This is a genomic window from Deinococcus sp. JMULE3, from assembly GCF_013337115.1.
Lineage (GTDB): Bacteria > Deinococcota > Deinococci > Deinococcales > Deinococcaceae > Deinococcus.
The window spans coordinates 2503890-2518312 of sequence record NZ_SGWE01000004.1; the positions used below are offsets into that span (position 1 = coordinate 2503890).

Here is a 14423-nt window from a genome sequence, read left to right on the forward strand (position 1 = left end):
CCCTTTCCCGCCCGTGCGGTACCCTGGAGGGATGCCGGACGTTCCCGCCGCCCCCACCCGTTCCCGCCTGAGACTGCGGGTGTCCCCCGCTGCCGAGGCGCACGTCCGCGCCGGGCACCCCTGGGTGTACGAGTCCAGCCTCCGCGCCCAGAACCGCGACGGCGACGCGGGCGAACTGGCCGTCATCTACGACCGCCGCGACCGCTTCCTGGCGATCGGCCTGTTCGACCCGGACAGCCCGCTGCGCGTGCGGGTGCTGCACCAGGGCACCCCCGCCACGCTGGACGACGCGTGGTGGGCGGCGCGGCTGGACGAGGCGCTGCTGCGCCGCGCGCCGCTGTTCGGCCCGGACACCGACGGGTACCGCGCCGTCAACGGCGAATCCGACGGGTTCCCCGGACTGGTCGTGGACCGCTACGCGGGCACGCTGGTCGTGAAGCTGTACACCGCCGCGTGGTTCCCGCACCTGGAACGCATCCTGGGCCTCCTCGCGGAGCGCTTCCCGGACTTCGCGCTGGTGCTGCGCCTGAGCCGCAACATCCAGACCCGCGCCCGAGAGGAGGGCCTGTTCGACGGTCAGCTTCTCGCCGGGAGTGTCGGGAACGGCACTGTCGTCTTCCACGAGACCGGACTGGCCTTCGAAGCGGAAGTCCTGCGCGGCCAGAAGACCGGGTTCTTCCTCGACCAGCGTGACAACCGCCGCCGCGTCGAGAAGTACGCGCGGGGCCGCCGGGTCCTGAACGCCTTCTCGTTCAGCGGCGGCTTCAGCCTGTACGCCGCGCGCGGCGGGGCGGCGCACGTCGTCAGCCTCGACATCAGCGCGCACGCGCTGGACAGCGCGGGGCGCAACTACGCCCTGAACCCGAAACTCACCGCCCCGCACGAGACCGTCCAGGCCGACGTGTTCGAATGGCTCGCCGACACCGACCGCGACTTCGACCTCGTGATCCTCGACCCGCCCTCCCTGGCCCGCCGCGAGACCGAACGGGCCGGCGCGATCCGCGCGTACGGGAAACTCGCCGCCGACGGCATCCGCCGCCTCGCCACGGGCGGCATCCTCCTCAGTGCGTCGTGCTCCGCGCACGTCACCGCCGAGGAATTCTGGGACGCCGTCCGCGACGCCGCCACCCGCTCGGGCCGCAAGTGGCGCGAACTGCACACCAGCCAGCACGCCCCCGACCACCACGCGACCTTCCCGGAAGCGCAGTACCTCAAGGCCATCTTCATCCAGTTCGACTGACCCCGCGCGCTCTAGCATGGGCGGGTGCCTGCGCTCCGCAAGATCGTTCACGTGGACATGGACGCGTTCTACGCGTCGGTGGAGCAGCGGGACGACGCGCGGCTGCGGGGGCGGCCCGTGGCGGTCGCGTGGGGCGGGCGGCGTTCGGTGGTCCTGACGGCGAGTTACGAGGCGCGGCCCTTCGGGGTGCGGTCGGCGATGCCGCTGTACCGCGCGCTGGAACGCTGCCCGGAGCTGGTGGTGGTGGAGCCGAGGTTCGAGGCGTACCGCGAGGTGAGCGCGCAGATCCGCGCGGTGTTCGCCGCGTTCACGCCGCTGGTGGAGCCGCTGTCGCTGGACGAGGCGTACCTGGACGTGACCGCGCCCCTGACGGGCGGGCCGAGCGCGACGCGCATCGCGCAGGCGATCCGGCGGCAGATCCGCGCGGGGACGGGCCTGACGGCGACGGCAGGCGTGAGCGTGAACAAGTTCCTGGCGAAACTCGCCAGCGGACTGCACAAGCCCGACGGGCTGACCGTGATCCTGCCCGCGCAGGTAGACGAGCTGCTGGCCGCGCTCCCGGTGGGGGACTTTCACGGGATCGGCCCGGCGACCGCCGCGAAACTGGCCGGGATGGGCATCCGCACGGGTGCGGACCTGCGCGCCGCCGATCCGGCCGCCCTGACGGCGCGGTTCGGGGTGCACGGCGCGCACTTCTCGCGGATCGCGCGGGGCCTGGACGACCGGGCGGTCGAGCCGGACCGCCCGCACCGCAGCGTGGGCACCGAGGAGACGTACGGTCACGACCTGCGCGGCGTGGACGCGGTGGCCGCCCGCCTCCCCGTGCTGGCTCAGGGGGTGGAACGCCGCCTGGAGCGGGTGGGTCTGGCCGCGCGGACAGTGGTGCTGAAACTGAAGTTCGACGACCGCAGCGTCATCACGCGCCGGGTCACCCTCCCGCTGCCAGTTCACGCCGCGCCGGACCTGGCCCGCGCCGCCGCGCGCCTCCTGACGCCGGAGCTGCTCGCGGGCCGGGGCGTGCGGCTGGCGGGCATCACGGCGGCCGGACTGGTCCCGGCGGGGCAGCTGCCCACGCAACCGCTGCTGCTGGGCGGATAGGGCAGAGGCCCGGTGGAGGGGGTAGAGTCGGGCGGTGACCCTGCCCCTGCGCGCCGTGATTTTCGACCTGGACGACACGCTGTTCGACGATACGGGCTGCACGCACGTGGGCCTGCGTGCCCTGGCGGCGCAGTCCGGCCTGAGCGTCCCGCCCGCCGAGCTGTTCGCGCGGCACGCGGCGCACATCCGCGCCATCGACCCGCTGCTGTTCCGGGGCGAATTGACCGCGCACGAGGCGCGGGTGCTGCGCTTCACGCGCCTCCTGACCGAACTGGGCGTGCCCGATCCGGACGGCGAGGCGGCGACCGTCACGTACCGGGGGGCGTACCGCGCCGCCTGGGCGCCCCTGCCCGGCGCGGCGGACGTGCTGCGGGACCTGCGCGCCGCCGGGCTGCGGCTGGCGGTCCTGACGAACTACGTGCGCGAGGTGCAGGCATTGAAACTCACGCATTTCGGACTGGACGCCCTGGTGGACGCGGTCCTGTGCGTGGAGGAGGTCCCGGCGGCGAAACCCGACCCGCGCGCCTACTACGCCGCCTGCGCCGCGCTGGACGTTCACCCTGAGCAGGCCGTGATGGTGGGCGACTCCTGTGAGAAGGACGTTCAGGGCGCCCGCCGGGCCGGACTGCGGGCGGTGTGGGTGAACCGCGCCGGTCAGGCCGCCCCGGAGCCGGGGGTGCCGGTCATTGCGCACCTGATGGAACTGCCGGGCGTGCTGGGCCTCGTGCCGCAACGCTGAAACGGCGCCCCCGACCTGTCCGGGGGCGCCGCATCAGCTGGCGGGGTTCAGACGGTGGCGGGCTGGCGCAGCAGGCTGCTCAGGGCGTCGCTGAACTTGTCGTACCCGGCGAAGTCCAGCTGCTGCTCGTTGTCGCTCAGGGCGGTGGCGGGGCTGGGGTGCACCTCGACGTGGATGCCGTCCGCGCCGACGGCCAGGGCGGCCTTCGCCAGGGGGATCAGCAGGTCGCGGCGCCCGGCGGCGTGCGTGACGTCCACGATGACCGGCAGGTGCGTCTCCTGCTTGGCGAGCGCCACGGCGGACAGGTCCAGGGTGTTGCGGGTCCACTTCTCGTACGTGCGGATGCCACGCTCGCAGAGAATCACCTCGTTGTTCCCCTCGGAGAGGATGTACTCGGCGGCGTACAGCCACTCCTCGATGGTGGCGCTCAGGCCGCGCTTGAGCAGCACCGGGCGGCGCGAGCGGCCCACCTCGCGCAGCAGCGCGAAGTTGTGCATGTTCCGCGCCCCGACCTGCAGGATGTCGGCGTGCTCCGCGACGATCTCCACGTCGCGGGTGTCCATGACTTCCGTCACGAACAGCATCCCGTGCTCCTTGGCGACGCGGCTGCCCAGGATCAGGCCGTCCACGCCCATGCCCTGGAAGCCGTAGGGGCTGGTGCGGGGCTTGTACGCGCCGCCACGCAGGATCTTCACGCCGCGCGCGGCAAGGAACGCCGCCGTCTGCTCCATCTGCTCCTCACTTTCAATCGAGCAGGGCCCGGCGACGATGGTGGGGGGCGCGTCCCCGCCGATGCGCACGCCGTCGATGTCCAGCACGGTGTCCTCGCTCTTGACCTTGCGGGACACGAGCAGCTGCTTCTTGTCGTTGCTCTCCTCAAGGTCCAGGCTGGCCTTGAAGATCTCCTTGAAGATCGCCTTCACGGCGGCGCTGGTGAAGGGGCCCTGGTTCAGGGACTCGATCTCCTTGAGCTGCTTGTCCTCGCGGGCCGGGTCGTAGTGGTTCGGGCGGCCTTCCTGGGTCTTGGCGTGCCCGATCTGCGCGACGACCTCGCCGCGTTTGGACAGCAGGGTCAGCAGGTCACGGTTGATCTGGTCGACCTCGGCGCGGAGGTCCTCGATGCTGCGCTGGTGGGTCATGCTGCGCAGTGTAGGAAAGCCCCGCAACCCCCGCCCCCACCCTGCTAGTCAATTGCCAGGAGTTGTCCAACCCGAAGTCAGCTCACAAACGGGGCGGGATCAGGAGGTCGGGTGGTCCTCCGCGTTCACCATGTGCACCGCCACGCGCGACAGGGCCGCGTACAGTTCCCGCGCGTCGTCCACGCTGATCTGCTCCGCGCCGACCTGCGGCGCGTCCCGCAGCGCCGCGTTCATGCACGCCAGCCACGCCCGCGCGCGCGCCGGGGTGATCTCGAACGGCAGGTGCCGCGCCCGCAGACGCGGGTGCCCGTAGCGTTCGTGGTACAGCGGCGGGCCGCCCAGGAACCCGGTCAGGAACGCCAGCTGCTTCTCGGCGGTCACGGTCAGGTCGGCGGGGAAGATGGGCGTGAGCAGCGGCTCCTGCGCCACGTACGAGTAGAACCGCGTGACGAGGGCCGACAGGGCGTCCGGACCGATCCGGTCGTACAGGCTGCCGCCCGCGTGCAGGGAGATGGGCGCCGTCATGGGCGCAGGTTAGCCCATACGGCGGTGTTCAGGGAGACTGATACGGGATTAAATTGACTTGCTTCCAACGTGATTGCCTTCCGTTGTCCCCTCTCCCCCTGTGGGAGAGGGAGGGAGGAGCGAAGCGACGGAAGGGTGAGGGGGCCACCGGGCGACTCCGGATGATCTGGAATCACTTGAATCCCGTATGAGAACCCCCCTCAGCCTCCCTGAAACGAGCAGCGCGAGAGGCCGTCTCCATCAGCGGTTGGAAGTGGAGCCCAGGGGCCAGGGGTACGCCCCCGGGCGGAACTGGAAACCGCTGTGCCCGCCGGAACGAATGTCCGCCGCCCGTGCGGATGCGCGTGGGCGGCGGACCGGGCAGGCGTTACTTCTTCAGTGCGGTGCCCGCGGGCAGGACGTAGATGGTGTCCAGGCCCCACGGCTGCGGTTTGGCGGGGAACTGCGCGGCGCGCCACACGACGTAGTTGCCGATCTCCGGCGCGGTCAGGATGGACGTCTTGTACGGCGCGTTCGGCCACTGCATGCCATCCGGGGCGTCGGCGTCCGCCACGGCGATCAGGCCGCCGCGACCCAGCAGGTCCGAGAGTTTCGCCATGGGCGCGTACCCGTCACGGCACCAGAACATCACCTGCGCGCCCTGCGCGGCCAGCTCCTCGACATTCGGGATGCGCGCCTTCAGGAACGCGTCCAGGTCGTAGGCGCGCACGCGCAGGTCCCGTTTGTACAGGTAGTCGGCGGGAATGGTGATCGTCTCGGCGGTCACGCCCGAGGCGCGCAGCGTGGCGGGCGTGACGGTCGCGCTCGCCAGCGCGGCGACCTTGAACACCGCGAGCTGCTGCGCCCTGGGTTGCACGGTTGGCTGCGCGGGCGCGGCGTGCGCGGCGGACGTGAAGGACAGGGCCAGGGTCAGGAGCAGGGCAGGATGACGCATACAGGAAACCTCCGTGGCCCGCACGGGCGGGCGCGGCGCACTGTAGCGCAGCCCGACCGTCCCAGCGCGCCGAAATGACATACGGGCAGAGGGGGCCGCGGCGTGAACCGTGACCCCCTCCCGCGTGCGCGCCTGTGTGTTATACGTCGCGGCGGTCGAACGCGAAGATGCTCAGCAGGCCGAACCCCACCGTGTAGATCAGCAGCAGGATGATGTCCTTGCCCAGCGTGTCCTGGTTGCTGGGCAGGAACAGCTGGAAGTAGTTCGTGAGCAGCACCGGCTGGATCGCCTGGGGCAGCACCACGAACAGCCGCATGACGATCAGCGTCGCGAAGGTCGCCAGCGCGGCGGCGGCGGTGTTCAGGTACAGGATGCCGAACAGCAGCGCCAGCGCCGCGATGGGCATCAGGGAGATCCCGGCGAGCAGCGTGCCGCGCATGACCTCCCCGAACGCCGCCTCGCTGGTCAGCGTGCCGACACCCACCAGGCCGCCGGCGCCCAGGCCGGTGCCACCCTGGAAGTTCCCGTAGCCCAGCGACAGGCCCGCGATGAGCGACCCGAGCAGCGTCACGAGCAGCAGGATGAACGGGTACGAGATCGCCACGATCAGCTTGCTGAGGATCACGCGGGTGCGGTCCACGGGACGCAGCAGCAGCGGCGCCAGCGTGCCGTGCGCGACCTCTGCGCCGATCATCTCGGCGGCCATCACGGCGATGAACAGCGGCAGCAGGAACTGGATGCTGGTGAAGATGCTGATGAACGGCAGCTGCCACCCGCTGACCAGCGCGACCGCCTGACCCGGCGCGAACAGCTGGTCCAGGCGCGGCGCGAACGCCCACAGCAGCGGCAGCAGCAGCGTGACGAGCAGCGCCAGGCGGACGCTGCGCGCGCCGAACAGTTTGCGGAATTCCAGGCTGAGCAGGGTCAGCATGCGCGTCCCCCGGTGCGGTGAATGGTGGTCATGCTTGCTCCACGCGTTCGCGGTAGTACTCGTACAGGTCGAAGTGGTCCGGGCTGGCCTCGAACACGCGGATGCCCTCGTTGTGCAGGTGCGACAGGGCGTCCGGCACGCGCGACTCGCCGCCCAGGTGCGCGATCGCGTACGGCGTGCGGGTGCTCACGCGCCGCACGAACGGCAGGCGTTCCAGCACCGCCGCCGCGCCCACCGGGTCGTCCACCCGGAAGCGGTACGCGGCCTGCCGGGCGCGCAGGTCCACCGTGTCCACCAGTCGCCCGCCGGTCAGGATGCCGACCGTGTGCGCGTACGTGGCGATCTCCCGCAGGTGGTGCGTGCTCAGCACGACCGCGCAGCCGCTCGTGGCGAGGCTGGTCACGATCCGGTGGATCAGCCCGATGCCCAGCGGGTCCAGGCCGCTGGTCGGTTCGTCCAGGATCAGGACCTTCGGTTCGGCCAGCATGGCGCTCGCCACGCCCAGCCGCTGCCGCTGCCCCAGCGAGAACTCCCCGACGCGCCGGTCGGCCATGCGGGTCAGTTCCAGCAGGGCCAGCACCTCGCGGATGCGGTCGCGGCTGATCCGGCGCCCGCCGGGCGCCATGGCCGACAGGTTCGCGTGAATCTGCAGGTTCTGCGTGCCCGTGAACTGCGGGTAGAACTTCGCGGGGGCCTCCACGACGGCGCCCAGGTACGCGCGGGCCCGCTGGCCGTCGGTGTGCACGTCACGCCCCAGCAGCCGGACCTCGCCGTCCGAGGGGAAGGCGAGGCCCGTCATGGTGCGGATCAGGGTGGTCTTCCCGGCGCCGTTCGGGCCGGTCAGGGCGTAAACCTCTCCGGGCTTCACGGTCAGGTGCACGTCCTCCAGGACGGCGTTCGAACCGTATGTCTTGTACAGCCCCCGGACCTCGATCGCCGGGACGGCTGGCGCACCTTGCTTCGTCACCCGCACAGCCTACCCCACACGCGGTCAGAAAGTCCTAAGATTCCTCACGCACGGCCCGCCCGGCAGGCGCGCGACGCCGCCCCACCCGCCAGGCCCCCTTCAGGGGGGATTCATCTGCGCGGCAACTCTGCGCGTCGCATCCGCCCGGACCCGACGGTTCTGGCCGACCAGTCGGTCGGAGCCCGTCTCATACGGTTCCCGTCTGTTTCGTTCACAGATCGGAACACCACCGATCTGCCAACCCCACGTCCGGAACCCGCTTCGCTCCTTCTCGCATCCGCTCGGATTGAACGGCTTTGCAAGCCATTCAACCGGAGCCCGTCTCACTCGACGAACAGCGCCCCTACCGCGGGGAGGGTCGCGCCGACCTCCACCGCGCGGCGGTGCAGTTCCCGCACGGCCCGCTCGCCCTCGTCGCCCACGTCCAGACTGAAGGGATTCACGTACAGGTCGATGTGCGCCTGCATGACCTCGTCCGACATCTCCAGCGCGTGCTCGCGGATGTACGCGCGCGCTGCGTCCGGGTGCGCGTACGCGTACTCCAGGCTGGCCCGCACCGCCGCGTTCAGGCCGCGCTGCACGTCCTGCGGCAGGTCGCGGCGCACCAGGATCGCGCCCAGCGGGAGGGGGAGCCCCGTCTCACCTTCCCACCACGCGCCCAGGTCCAGCAGGCGGGTCAATCCGTACTCGTGGAAGGTGAAGCGCGACTCGTGAATGATCAGGCCCGCGTCGATGGACTGCCCCGCGTGCTCGCCGCGCTGCACGGCAGGCATCACCTCGTCGTAGCGCATCCGCACCACGTTCACTCCCGGGAACACCAGCCGCAGCAGCAGTTCCGCCGTGGTCAGCGCGCCCGGGGACGCCACCGTCCGCCCGTTCAGGTCCTGCACGTCCCCGCGCGTCACGACCAGCGGCCCCACGCCCCGCCCCAGCGCCCCGCCCGCGCGCAGCGCCACGTACCGGTCCATCACCTCGAAGTACGCGCGGTAACTGATCTTCGTCATCGGCAACCGCCCCGCCACCGCCCACTCGTTCAGGGTCTGCACGTCCTCCAGCACCTCCCGCACCGGCAGCGGCCCCCGCACCAGCCCCGCGTGCAGCGCGTGAAAGATGAACGTGTCGTTCGGGCAGAACGAGTACCCCAGGTCCACCACCGCAGGCAGCTCGGCAGAGGACCCGGGGGAAGAAACAGGGGACTCGGGGGACGAAACAGGGGAGAGGGCGTCCGTGCTCATGCCGCCCAGGGTACGCCCCACCCGGCCCGGCGCACCGCAACCCTCACCACCCCCACCTCTCAGCCGCCCGTCAGTTTCGGCCCGTACGCTGCCCCCATGACCCCCAGCGTCCGCCGCACCGTCCCGCGCGTCCTCCTGACCGGCCTGCTGACCGCCGTGACCGGCGCGGCCCTCGCAGGTGGCGGCAGCGGCCCCCAGACTGGCGCGCCCACCACCGCCCCCTTTGGCTGCCGCGCCGGGTACGTCCGCCCCGACTTCAAGGCCCTGAACGCCCAGCTGACCCAGGCCCGCGCCCTGTGGGCCAGCCAGCGCCCCGCGAACTACACCTACGACGTGAACCAGATCGCCGCGCCTGTCCTGTTCCCCGGCACCCGCGTCACCGTCAGCGGTGGCCGCGTGACCCGCACCGCCCTGGCCCCCGGACAGGAAGGCACCGTGAACCCCGCCCTGTCCGCCCGCACCATGGACGCCCGCTTCGACGAGATGGCCGCCGCTCTCAGGGATCAGGCGAAGGCCCCCTGCCCCATCGTCCGGCAGAACTTCGACCCCACCTACGGCTACCCCACCCGCTTCGCGTCCGGCCTCGGCGACGAGGGGATCGCCGACGGCTTCGGCGAGTGGAACATCAGCAACTTCACCGTGAACTGACCGCGGTGTTCAGAGGCGTTGAGTGGTTTGCTCAACACCCCTGAACCGAGCAGCGCGAGAAGCCGTCAACACCAGCGGTTGGAAGTGGAGTTGAAGGGCGTGCCGTTGGCCCTTCAATGGAACTGGAAACCGCTGAGAGAGAGACCCCTCGGTCGGCTGAACCCGTCAGTCGGCGCAGGAGGTGATTACCGGACGTCTTTCAGGGCGTCGCGGGCCGCCTGCGCGTCGCGGGCGATCTGGGCTTTCAGTTCGTCCAGGCCGCTGAATTTCTGCTCGCCGCGCAGGTGCGTGAAGAACTTGATCTGCAATTCCTGGCCGTACAGGTCGCCGCTGTAGTCGAACAGGTGCACCTCGAAGCGGCGGTCGGTGCCGTTCACGGTGGGGCGGAAGCCGACGTTCGCCATGCCGTGCCAGCGCCCGTGATCCCCGACGGCCACCACGGCGAACACGCCCAGCGGCAGCGCCTTACCGTCCGGCACGCGGATGTTCGCGGTGGGCCAGCCGATGGTGCGCCCCAGCTGGTCGCCCTGCACGACGACGCCCTGCGCGTCGTAATGGCGGCCCAGCAGGCGGCGCGCGCCGTCCACGTCCCCGCTCTTGAGGTACTCGCGCACGCGGGTGCTCTTGATGTCCTCGCCGCTCAGGCCGTGGATGGGCACCACGACGACCTCCGGCGCGACCTCCCGCAGGTCGGCGGCACTTCCGGCGCGGCCCCGCCCGAAGTGGAAGTCCTCACCGACGACAATCGCGCGGGGGCGCAGCAGGCGCAGGTCGTCCAGGAACGCCTCCTTCGGGCGGGACGCGAACTCCGGCGTGAACGACGCCGCGATGGTCTCGTCCACGCCGTAGCGGGCCAGCAGGTCCAGCTTCTCCGGGAGGGTGGACAGGAACTCCACACCCTGCGTCAGGACCCGCGTGGGCGGATCGAAGGTGTACACCACGCTGGGCACGCGGTGCTCGCGCGCCTTGGCCTTCAGCTGCGCGATGAGCGCCTGATGCCCCAGGTGCACCCCGTCGAACGACCCCACCGCGACCACCGTGGCGGTGTCCGGACGCTGGCCGGGCGACACGTACGTCTTCACGCGCCCGCCCCGCGCAGCGCCAGCAGCTGCGCCGCGTGCAGGGCCGCCGCGACCGTGGACGCACTCCCGATCAGCGTCCCGTCCCGCAGCCCCGCCAGCACCTGCGCGGGCGGCAGCCACAGCACCTCGATCCCCTCCTCGTCCTCGTCGTGCGGCAGCTTGCTCTCCCGGAGGTTCGTCGCCTCGAACACGTACAGGAACTCGTCGCAGAACCCAGGGCTGGCATAGAAGCGCGTGAACAGCGTCACGTCGCCGTCCAGACCCGCTTCCTCCTGCAACTCACGCCGCGCCGCCTGCTCGGGCGTCTCGCCGGGATCGATCAGCCCGGCCGGGGCCTCTACGGTAAACGCGCCCACCGCGCGGCGCTCCTGGCGGACCAGCAGCATCTCCCCGGCGTCGTTCAGGGCCAGGACCGCCACCGCGTCCGCGTGGCGCACCACCTCCCACCTGCCGTCCAGGAGTTCCAGGCGCACGATCCGCCCGTCATACACCACCCTCGTCTCACCTGTCGTCTCGCCGGTCATCTTCCGGCAACTGTAATGCACCCGCCCCCACGCGGTCATAGACTGCGCGCATGTTCACCCGCCCCGACCTGGAAGCGCGCGAGGCCGCCACGCTGGCCCCCACCGCCACCCTCAGCCGCGACCACGGCGGACGCGAACACGCAGAAGCCGAAAGCGAGACCCGCACCGCCTTCCAGAAGGACCGCGACCGGGTGCTGCACACCACCGCCTTCCGCCGCCTGGAGGCCAAGACGCAGGTGTTCCTCTCGGCCGCCGGGGACCACTACCGCACCCGCCTGACCCACACCCTGGAGGTGCAGCAGGTCGCCCGCAGCGTCGCCCTGAGCCTCGGCCTGAACGAAACGCTCGCCGAGACCATCGCCCTCGCCCACGACCTCGGGCACCCGCCGTTCGGGCACGCCGGGGAACGCGTCCTGAACCAGCTGCTGGCCGACGAGGGCGGCTTCAACCACAACCTCCAGGCGCGGCGGATCGTCACGCTGCTCGAACACCCCAAGAGCGAGTACCCCGGCCTGAACCTCACCCGCGACACCCTGGACGGCCTGAACAAACACCACCGCGCGGGCCTGGGCCAGCCCAGCCTGGAAGCGCAGGTCGTGGACGCCGCCGACGCCCTCGCGTACACCGCGCACGACCTCGACGACGGCCTGCGCAGCGGCCTCATCACCCCCCACCAGCTGAACGAACTGCCCCTGTGGACCGAACTCACCCGCCGCGCCGGACTGCACGGGCACGACCTGAGCGAACAGGGCCGCCGCACCCTGCACCGCCAGCTGCTCGGCTGGCTGATCCGCGACCTCACGCACGCCAGCCACGCCAGCATCACGGCCAGCGGCGTCACCACCCCCGCCGAGGTCCGCGCCTGGCCCACCCGCCTCATCACCTACAGCCCCGACATGCGCGACCTGCTGCGCGATGCGGGCACCTTCCTGCGCGAGAACCTCTACCGCCACTGGCGCGTCGAGATGCAGGTCGAACAGGCCACCCAGGTCCTCCACGGCCTGTACCACGCCCTGATGAACCGCCCCAGCATGCTTCCCCCCACCTACCGCGCCCTGGCCGCCAGCGAAGGCCAGCCGCGCGCTACCTGCGACTACCTCAGCGGCATGACCGACCGCTACGCGCTGGACACGCACGCTGGCATCACCCCCGGAGGCACCCCCGCCCTCTGGCCCCGCTGACCCACCCCGACCACAACAGGTGTTGACAGAGTGAAGACCCCCTGATACATTTATGCCCGCCTGCCCGAGAGGACAGCGCGAAGAACAACCGGTGCGCGGGTGTAGCTCAGCTGGTTAGAGCGCACGCCTGATAAGCGTGAGGTCCCCAGTTCAAGTCTGGGCATCCGCACCAAAGAGAAACCCCGTCAGTGACGGGGTTCTTTCGTTTTGTCTGGGCGTGGGTCTAAGCGGTCACGCTGCCTGCGCCCACGCTTTCGCCCAGCACGGTGCGGATCACGTCGCTGATCGTCACGACGCCCAGCAGGTCCCCGTCCTGAGTGATGACCGGCAGGCCGTGCACGTCCAGGTCCAGCATGCGCGTCAGTGCGTCCCGCATGGGAACGCTCTCGGTGACGTACCCGGTCGGGGGGCGCATCAGGTCGGCGGTCATGAGGTCACCCAGGAAGAACTGATCGGCCAGGACGGTGGGGCCGTGCGTCGCCCCGGCGCGGTCCACGGCGGCCAGCAGGTCCTTCTCGTGCAGCACGCCGCGCAACTGGGTGCCCTGCACCACTGGCAGGACGTGCAGTCGCGTGACCTTCAGCGTGGCGGCGGCCTCGCTGGCGGGCGTGCCGGGCGTGACCGTCACGACGTCACGGGTCATGTGCTGGTCCACCGCGCCCCAGTGCAGGCGCGCGGCGCGGCCCTCGGCACGCAGGACGTCGGTCAGGGTCAGCATGCCGCGCAGTTCGCCGTCCTCGTCCACGACGGGCAGGCCACCCACGCGCCGGTCCAGCATCATCCGCAGTGCCGCGGTCAGGGCCGCGTCGGGCGTGACGGTCAGCACCGGGCGTCGCATGATGTCCCGCGCCCGCACGCGCCCCACGCGGTCCGCGAACGCCCACGGGGTCAGGCCCTCGGTCAGGGTGGGCAGCGCGCGGCAGACCTCGCCGTCCGTGACGATCCCCACCACGCGGCCGTCCTGTACGACGGGCAGGCGCTTGACGCGCAGTTCCTGCATGGTGACCACGGCGTCCGTCAGGGTGCTGTGGGTCGAGAGTGTGACCGCGCGGGGGTGCATGGCGTCCTTCACGAGCAGGGGGGTGGTCATGGTGAAACCTCCTGCCCACAGGGTCAGCCCGGCGCGTTACGGGGGCATTACGGGTTCAGCCCGCCGGGGCGCGTGGGGCGACCGGCGGGCTGACGCGATGGGTTCAGATCAGGCTGAGTTCGCTGCCCTCGCCGAGGTGCGCGAGGTGTTCGGGCAGGTTGCCGGGGCGGTCCATGACGATCTGCTCGGCCTTGTAGGAGGAGCGCACCAGGGGGCCGCTGACGACTTCCAGGAAGCCGAGACTCATGGCTTCCTCGCGGATCTCGTCGAATTCGGCGGGGGAGACGTAGCGCTCGACGGGCAGGTGGTGCATGGTGGGGCGCAGGTACTGCCCGAAGGTGAGGACGTCCACGCCGGCGTCGCGGCAGTCGCGCATGGTTTCGCGGAGTTCCTCGCGGGTTTCGCCCAGCCCGAGCATGATGCTGGTCTTGGTGATGACGTCCGGGCGGGCCTGCTTGGCATGCGCGAGGACTTTCAGGGTCTGGTCGTAGTCGGCGCGGATGTCGCGGACGGGGTGGGTGAGGCGGCGGACCGTTTCGAGGTTCTGCGCGTAGGTGTCCACGCCGCTGTCGAGGACCAGGTCCACGCAGTGGGTGTTGCCGCCGAAGTCGGGGGTGAGGGCCTCGACGCGCGTTTCGGGGTTGAGTTTCTTGATGGCCTGGACGGTCTTGGCGAAGTGGTACGCGCCGCCGTCCGGCAGGTCGTCGCGGTCCACGCTGGTCAGCACGACGTACTTCAGGCCCATGAGCCGCACGCTCTCGGCGACGCCCTGGGGTTCGTCGAGGTCGAGTTTGCCCATGGGGTTGCCGGTGTCCACGGCGCAGAAGCGGCAGGCGCGGGTGCAGATGTGGCCCATGAGCATGAAGGTGGCGGTGCCGCGGCTCCAGCATTCGCCGATGTTGGGGCACATGGCTTCCTCGCACACGGTGTGCAGGCGGTGTTCTTTGACGATCTTGCGGACTTCCGTGAAGACCTGCCCGGTGGGGATGGTGACTTTCAGCCACTCGGGTTTCTTGTCGCGGACCGGGACGCTGTCCTTGCGGTAGATGCCGTTCTTGATGAACTTGGGTTCCTTGGTCTCGTGGGTCAT

Annotated in this window: 15 protein-coding genes and 1 tRNA gene; 6 read left to right on the top strand and 10 right to left on the bottom strand. The window is 70.7% G+C overall.

Annotated elements, in window-relative coordinates:
• Positions 1 to 31: 31 nt before the first annotated feature.
• Genes EXW95_RS14975 through EXW95_RS14985 form a run of 3 tightly spaced genes read left to right on the top strand, consistent with a single transcriptional unit; the run spans position 32 to position 3077 of the window.
• Positions 32 to 1240, top strand: coding sequence for a 23S rRNA (cytosine(2499)-C(5))-methyltransferase (locus tag EXW95_RS14975; protein ID WP_174368112.1), 1209 nt, complete (start codon positions 32 to 34; stop codon positions 1238 to 1240).
• A gap of 24 nt (positions 1241 to 1264) precedes the next feature.
• Entirely contained in the window at positions 1265 to 2338 is a 1074-nt protein-coding gene (gene dinB, locus EXW95_RS14980) for a DNA polymerase IV (protein ID WP_371810093.1), read from the top strand.
• Between the two features lie 34 nt (positions 2339 to 2372).
• On the top strand, positions 2373 to 3077 hold the full coding sequence (locus tag EXW95_RS14985; RefSeq protein WP_174368113.1) for an HAD family hydrolase: 705 nt from the start codon (positions 2373 to 2375) through the stop codon (positions 3075 to 3077).
• Between the two features lie 47 nt (positions 3078 to 3124).
• Here the strand turns inward: EXW95_RS14985 and EXW95_RS14990 are convergent, their stop codons facing one another.
• The 6 genes from EXW95_RS14990 to EXW95_RS15015 form a co-directional block, all read right to left on the bottom strand.
• Positions 3125 to 4216: a bifunctional 3-deoxy-7-phosphoheptulonate synthase/chorismate mutase gene (locus tag EXW95_RS14990; protein WP_046843043.1), complete on the bottom strand. Its 1092-nt coding sequence runs from the start codon at positions 4214 to 4216 to the stop codon at positions 3125 to 3127.
• Between the two features lie 99 nt (positions 4217 to 4315).
• On the bottom strand, positions 4316 to 4741 hold the full coding sequence (locus EXW95_RS14995; RefSeq protein WP_174368114.1) for a globin: 426 nt from the start codon (positions 4739 to 4741) through the stop codon (positions 4316 to 4318).
• A gap of 367 nt (positions 4742 to 5108) precedes the next feature.
• Positions 5109 to 5675: a hypothetical protein gene (locus EXW95_RS15000; RefSeq protein ID WP_174368115.1), complete on the bottom strand. Its 567-nt coding sequence runs from the start codon at positions 5673 to 5675 to the stop codon at positions 5109 to 5111.
• A gap of 139 nt (positions 5676 to 5814) precedes the next feature.
• Positions 5815 to 6606: an ABC transporter permease gene (locus EXW95_RS15005; RefSeq protein WP_174368116.1), complete on the bottom strand. Its 792-nt coding sequence runs from the start codon at positions 6604 to 6606 to the stop codon at positions 5815 to 5817.
• 28 nt (positions 6607 to 6634) lie between these two features.
• Entirely contained in the window at positions 6635 to 7573 is a 939-nt protein-coding gene (locus EXW95_RS15010; protein WP_174368117.1) for an ABC transporter ATP-binding protein, read from the bottom strand.
• Positions 7574 to 7896: 323 nt separating this feature from the next.
• Positions 7897 to 8808 (bottom strand): 1,4-dihydroxy-6-naphthoate synthase, encoded by a 912-nt coding sequence (locus tag EXW95_RS15015; RefSeq protein ID WP_174368118.1) that lies wholly within the window; start codon positions 8806 to 8808, stop codon positions 7897 to 7899.
• A 96-nt stretch (positions 8809 to 8904) separates the two neighbouring features.
• On the opposite strand from EXW95_RS15015, the gene EXW95_RS15020 reads away from it, so the two are divergent.
• Complete coding sequence (locus tag EXW95_RS15020) at positions 8905 to 9456, top strand: DUF6174 domain-containing protein (RefSeq protein WP_174368119.1); 552 nt, start codon at positions 8905 to 8907, stop codon at positions 9454 to 9456.
• A 185-nt stretch (positions 9457 to 9641) separates the two neighbouring features.
• Here the strand turns inward: EXW95_RS15020 and ribF are convergent, their stop codons facing one another.
• Together ribF and EXW95_RS15030 are read right to left on the bottom strand one after the other, a co-directional pair.
• Positions 9642 to 10538 (bottom strand): riboflavin biosynthesis protein RibF, encoded by an 897-nt coding sequence (ribF, locus tag EXW95_RS15025; protein ID WP_174368120.1) that lies wholly within the window; start codon positions 10536 to 10538, stop codon positions 9642 to 9644.
• Positions 10535 to 11062, bottom strand: coding sequence for an NUDIX domain-containing protein (locus EXW95_RS15030; RefSeq protein ID WP_174368121.1), 528 nt, complete (start codon positions 11060 to 11062; stop codon positions 10535 to 10537). The genes ribF and EXW95_RS15030 overlap by 4 nt, the downstream gene beginning before the upstream one ends.
• A 50-nt stretch (positions 11063 to 11112) precedes the next feature.
• Here EXW95_RS15030 and dgt point away from each other — a divergent pair, with 50 nt between their 5' ends.
• On the top strand, positions 11113 to 12243 hold the full coding sequence (dgt, locus tag EXW95_RS15035) for a dGTP triphosphohydrolase (protein WP_174368122.1): 1131 nt from the start codon (positions 11113 to 11115) through the stop codon (positions 12241 to 12243).
• 95 nt (positions 12244 to 12338) lie between these two features.
• Positions 12339 to 12415, top strand: a tRNA-Ile gene (locus tag EXW95_RS15040).
• A 51-nt stretch (positions 12416 to 12466) separates the two neighbouring features.
• Here the strand turns inward: EXW95_RS15040 and EXW95_RS15045 are convergent.
• Positions 12467 to 13333: a CBS domain-containing protein gene (locus EXW95_RS15045; protein WP_174368123.1), complete on the bottom strand. Its 867-nt coding sequence runs from the start codon at positions 13331 to 13333 to the stop codon at positions 12467 to 12469.
• A gap of 103 nt (positions 13334 to 13436) precedes the next feature.
• A complete protein-coding gene (gene lipA, locus EXW95_RS15050; RefSeq protein WP_174368124.1) occupies positions 13437 to 14423 on the bottom strand; it encodes a lipoyl synthase in 987 nt (328 codons plus the stop codon).

Bases quoted from the DNA above. Each gene is read 5' to 3' on its own strand.
- EXW95_RS15000 (WP_174368115.1), bottom strand. From the start codon at position 5,675: ATGCGTCATCCTGCCCTGCTCCTGACCCTGGCCCTGTCCTTCACGTCC.
- EXW95_RS14995 (WP_174368114.1), bottom strand. From the start codon at position 4,741: ATGACGGCGCCCATCTCCCTGCACGCGGGCGGCAGCCTGTACGACCGG.
- EXW95_RS15030 (WP_174368121.1), bottom strand. From the start codon at position 11,062: ATGACCGGCGAGACGACAGGTGAGACGAGGGTGGTGTATGACGGGCGG.
- EXW95_RS14990 (WP_046843043.1), bottom strand. From the start codon at position 4,216: ATGACCCACCAGCGCAGCATCGAGGACCTCCGCGCCGAGGTCGACCAG.
- EXW95_RS15005 (WP_174368116.1), bottom strand. From the start codon at position 6,606: ATGCTGACCCTGCTCAGCCTGGAATTCCGCAAACTGTTCGGCGCGCGC.
- dgt (WP_174368122.1), top strand. From the start codon at position 11,113: ATGTTCACCCGCCCCGACCTGGAAGCGCGCGAGGCCGCCACGCTGGCC.
- EXW95_RS15020 (WP_174368119.1), top strand. From the start codon at position 8,905: ATGACCCCCAGCGTCCGCCGCACCGTCCCGCGCGTCCTCCTGACCGGC.
- lipA (WP_174368124.1), bottom strand. From the start codon at position 14,423: ATGACCCACGAGACCAAGGAACCCAAGTTCATCAAGAACGGCATCTAC.
- EXW95_RS14975 (WP_174368112.1), top strand. From the start codon at position 32: ATGCCGGACGTTCCCGCCGCCCCCACCCGTTCCCGCCTGAGACTGCGG.
- EXW95_RS15045 (WP_174368123.1), bottom strand. From the start codon at position 13,333: ATGACCACCCCCCTGCTCGTGAAGGACGCCATGCACCCCCGCGCGGTC.
- EXW95_RS15015 (WP_174368118.1), bottom strand. From the start codon at position 8,808: ATGAGCACGGACGCCCTCTCCCCTGTTTCGTCCCCCGAGTCCCCTGTT.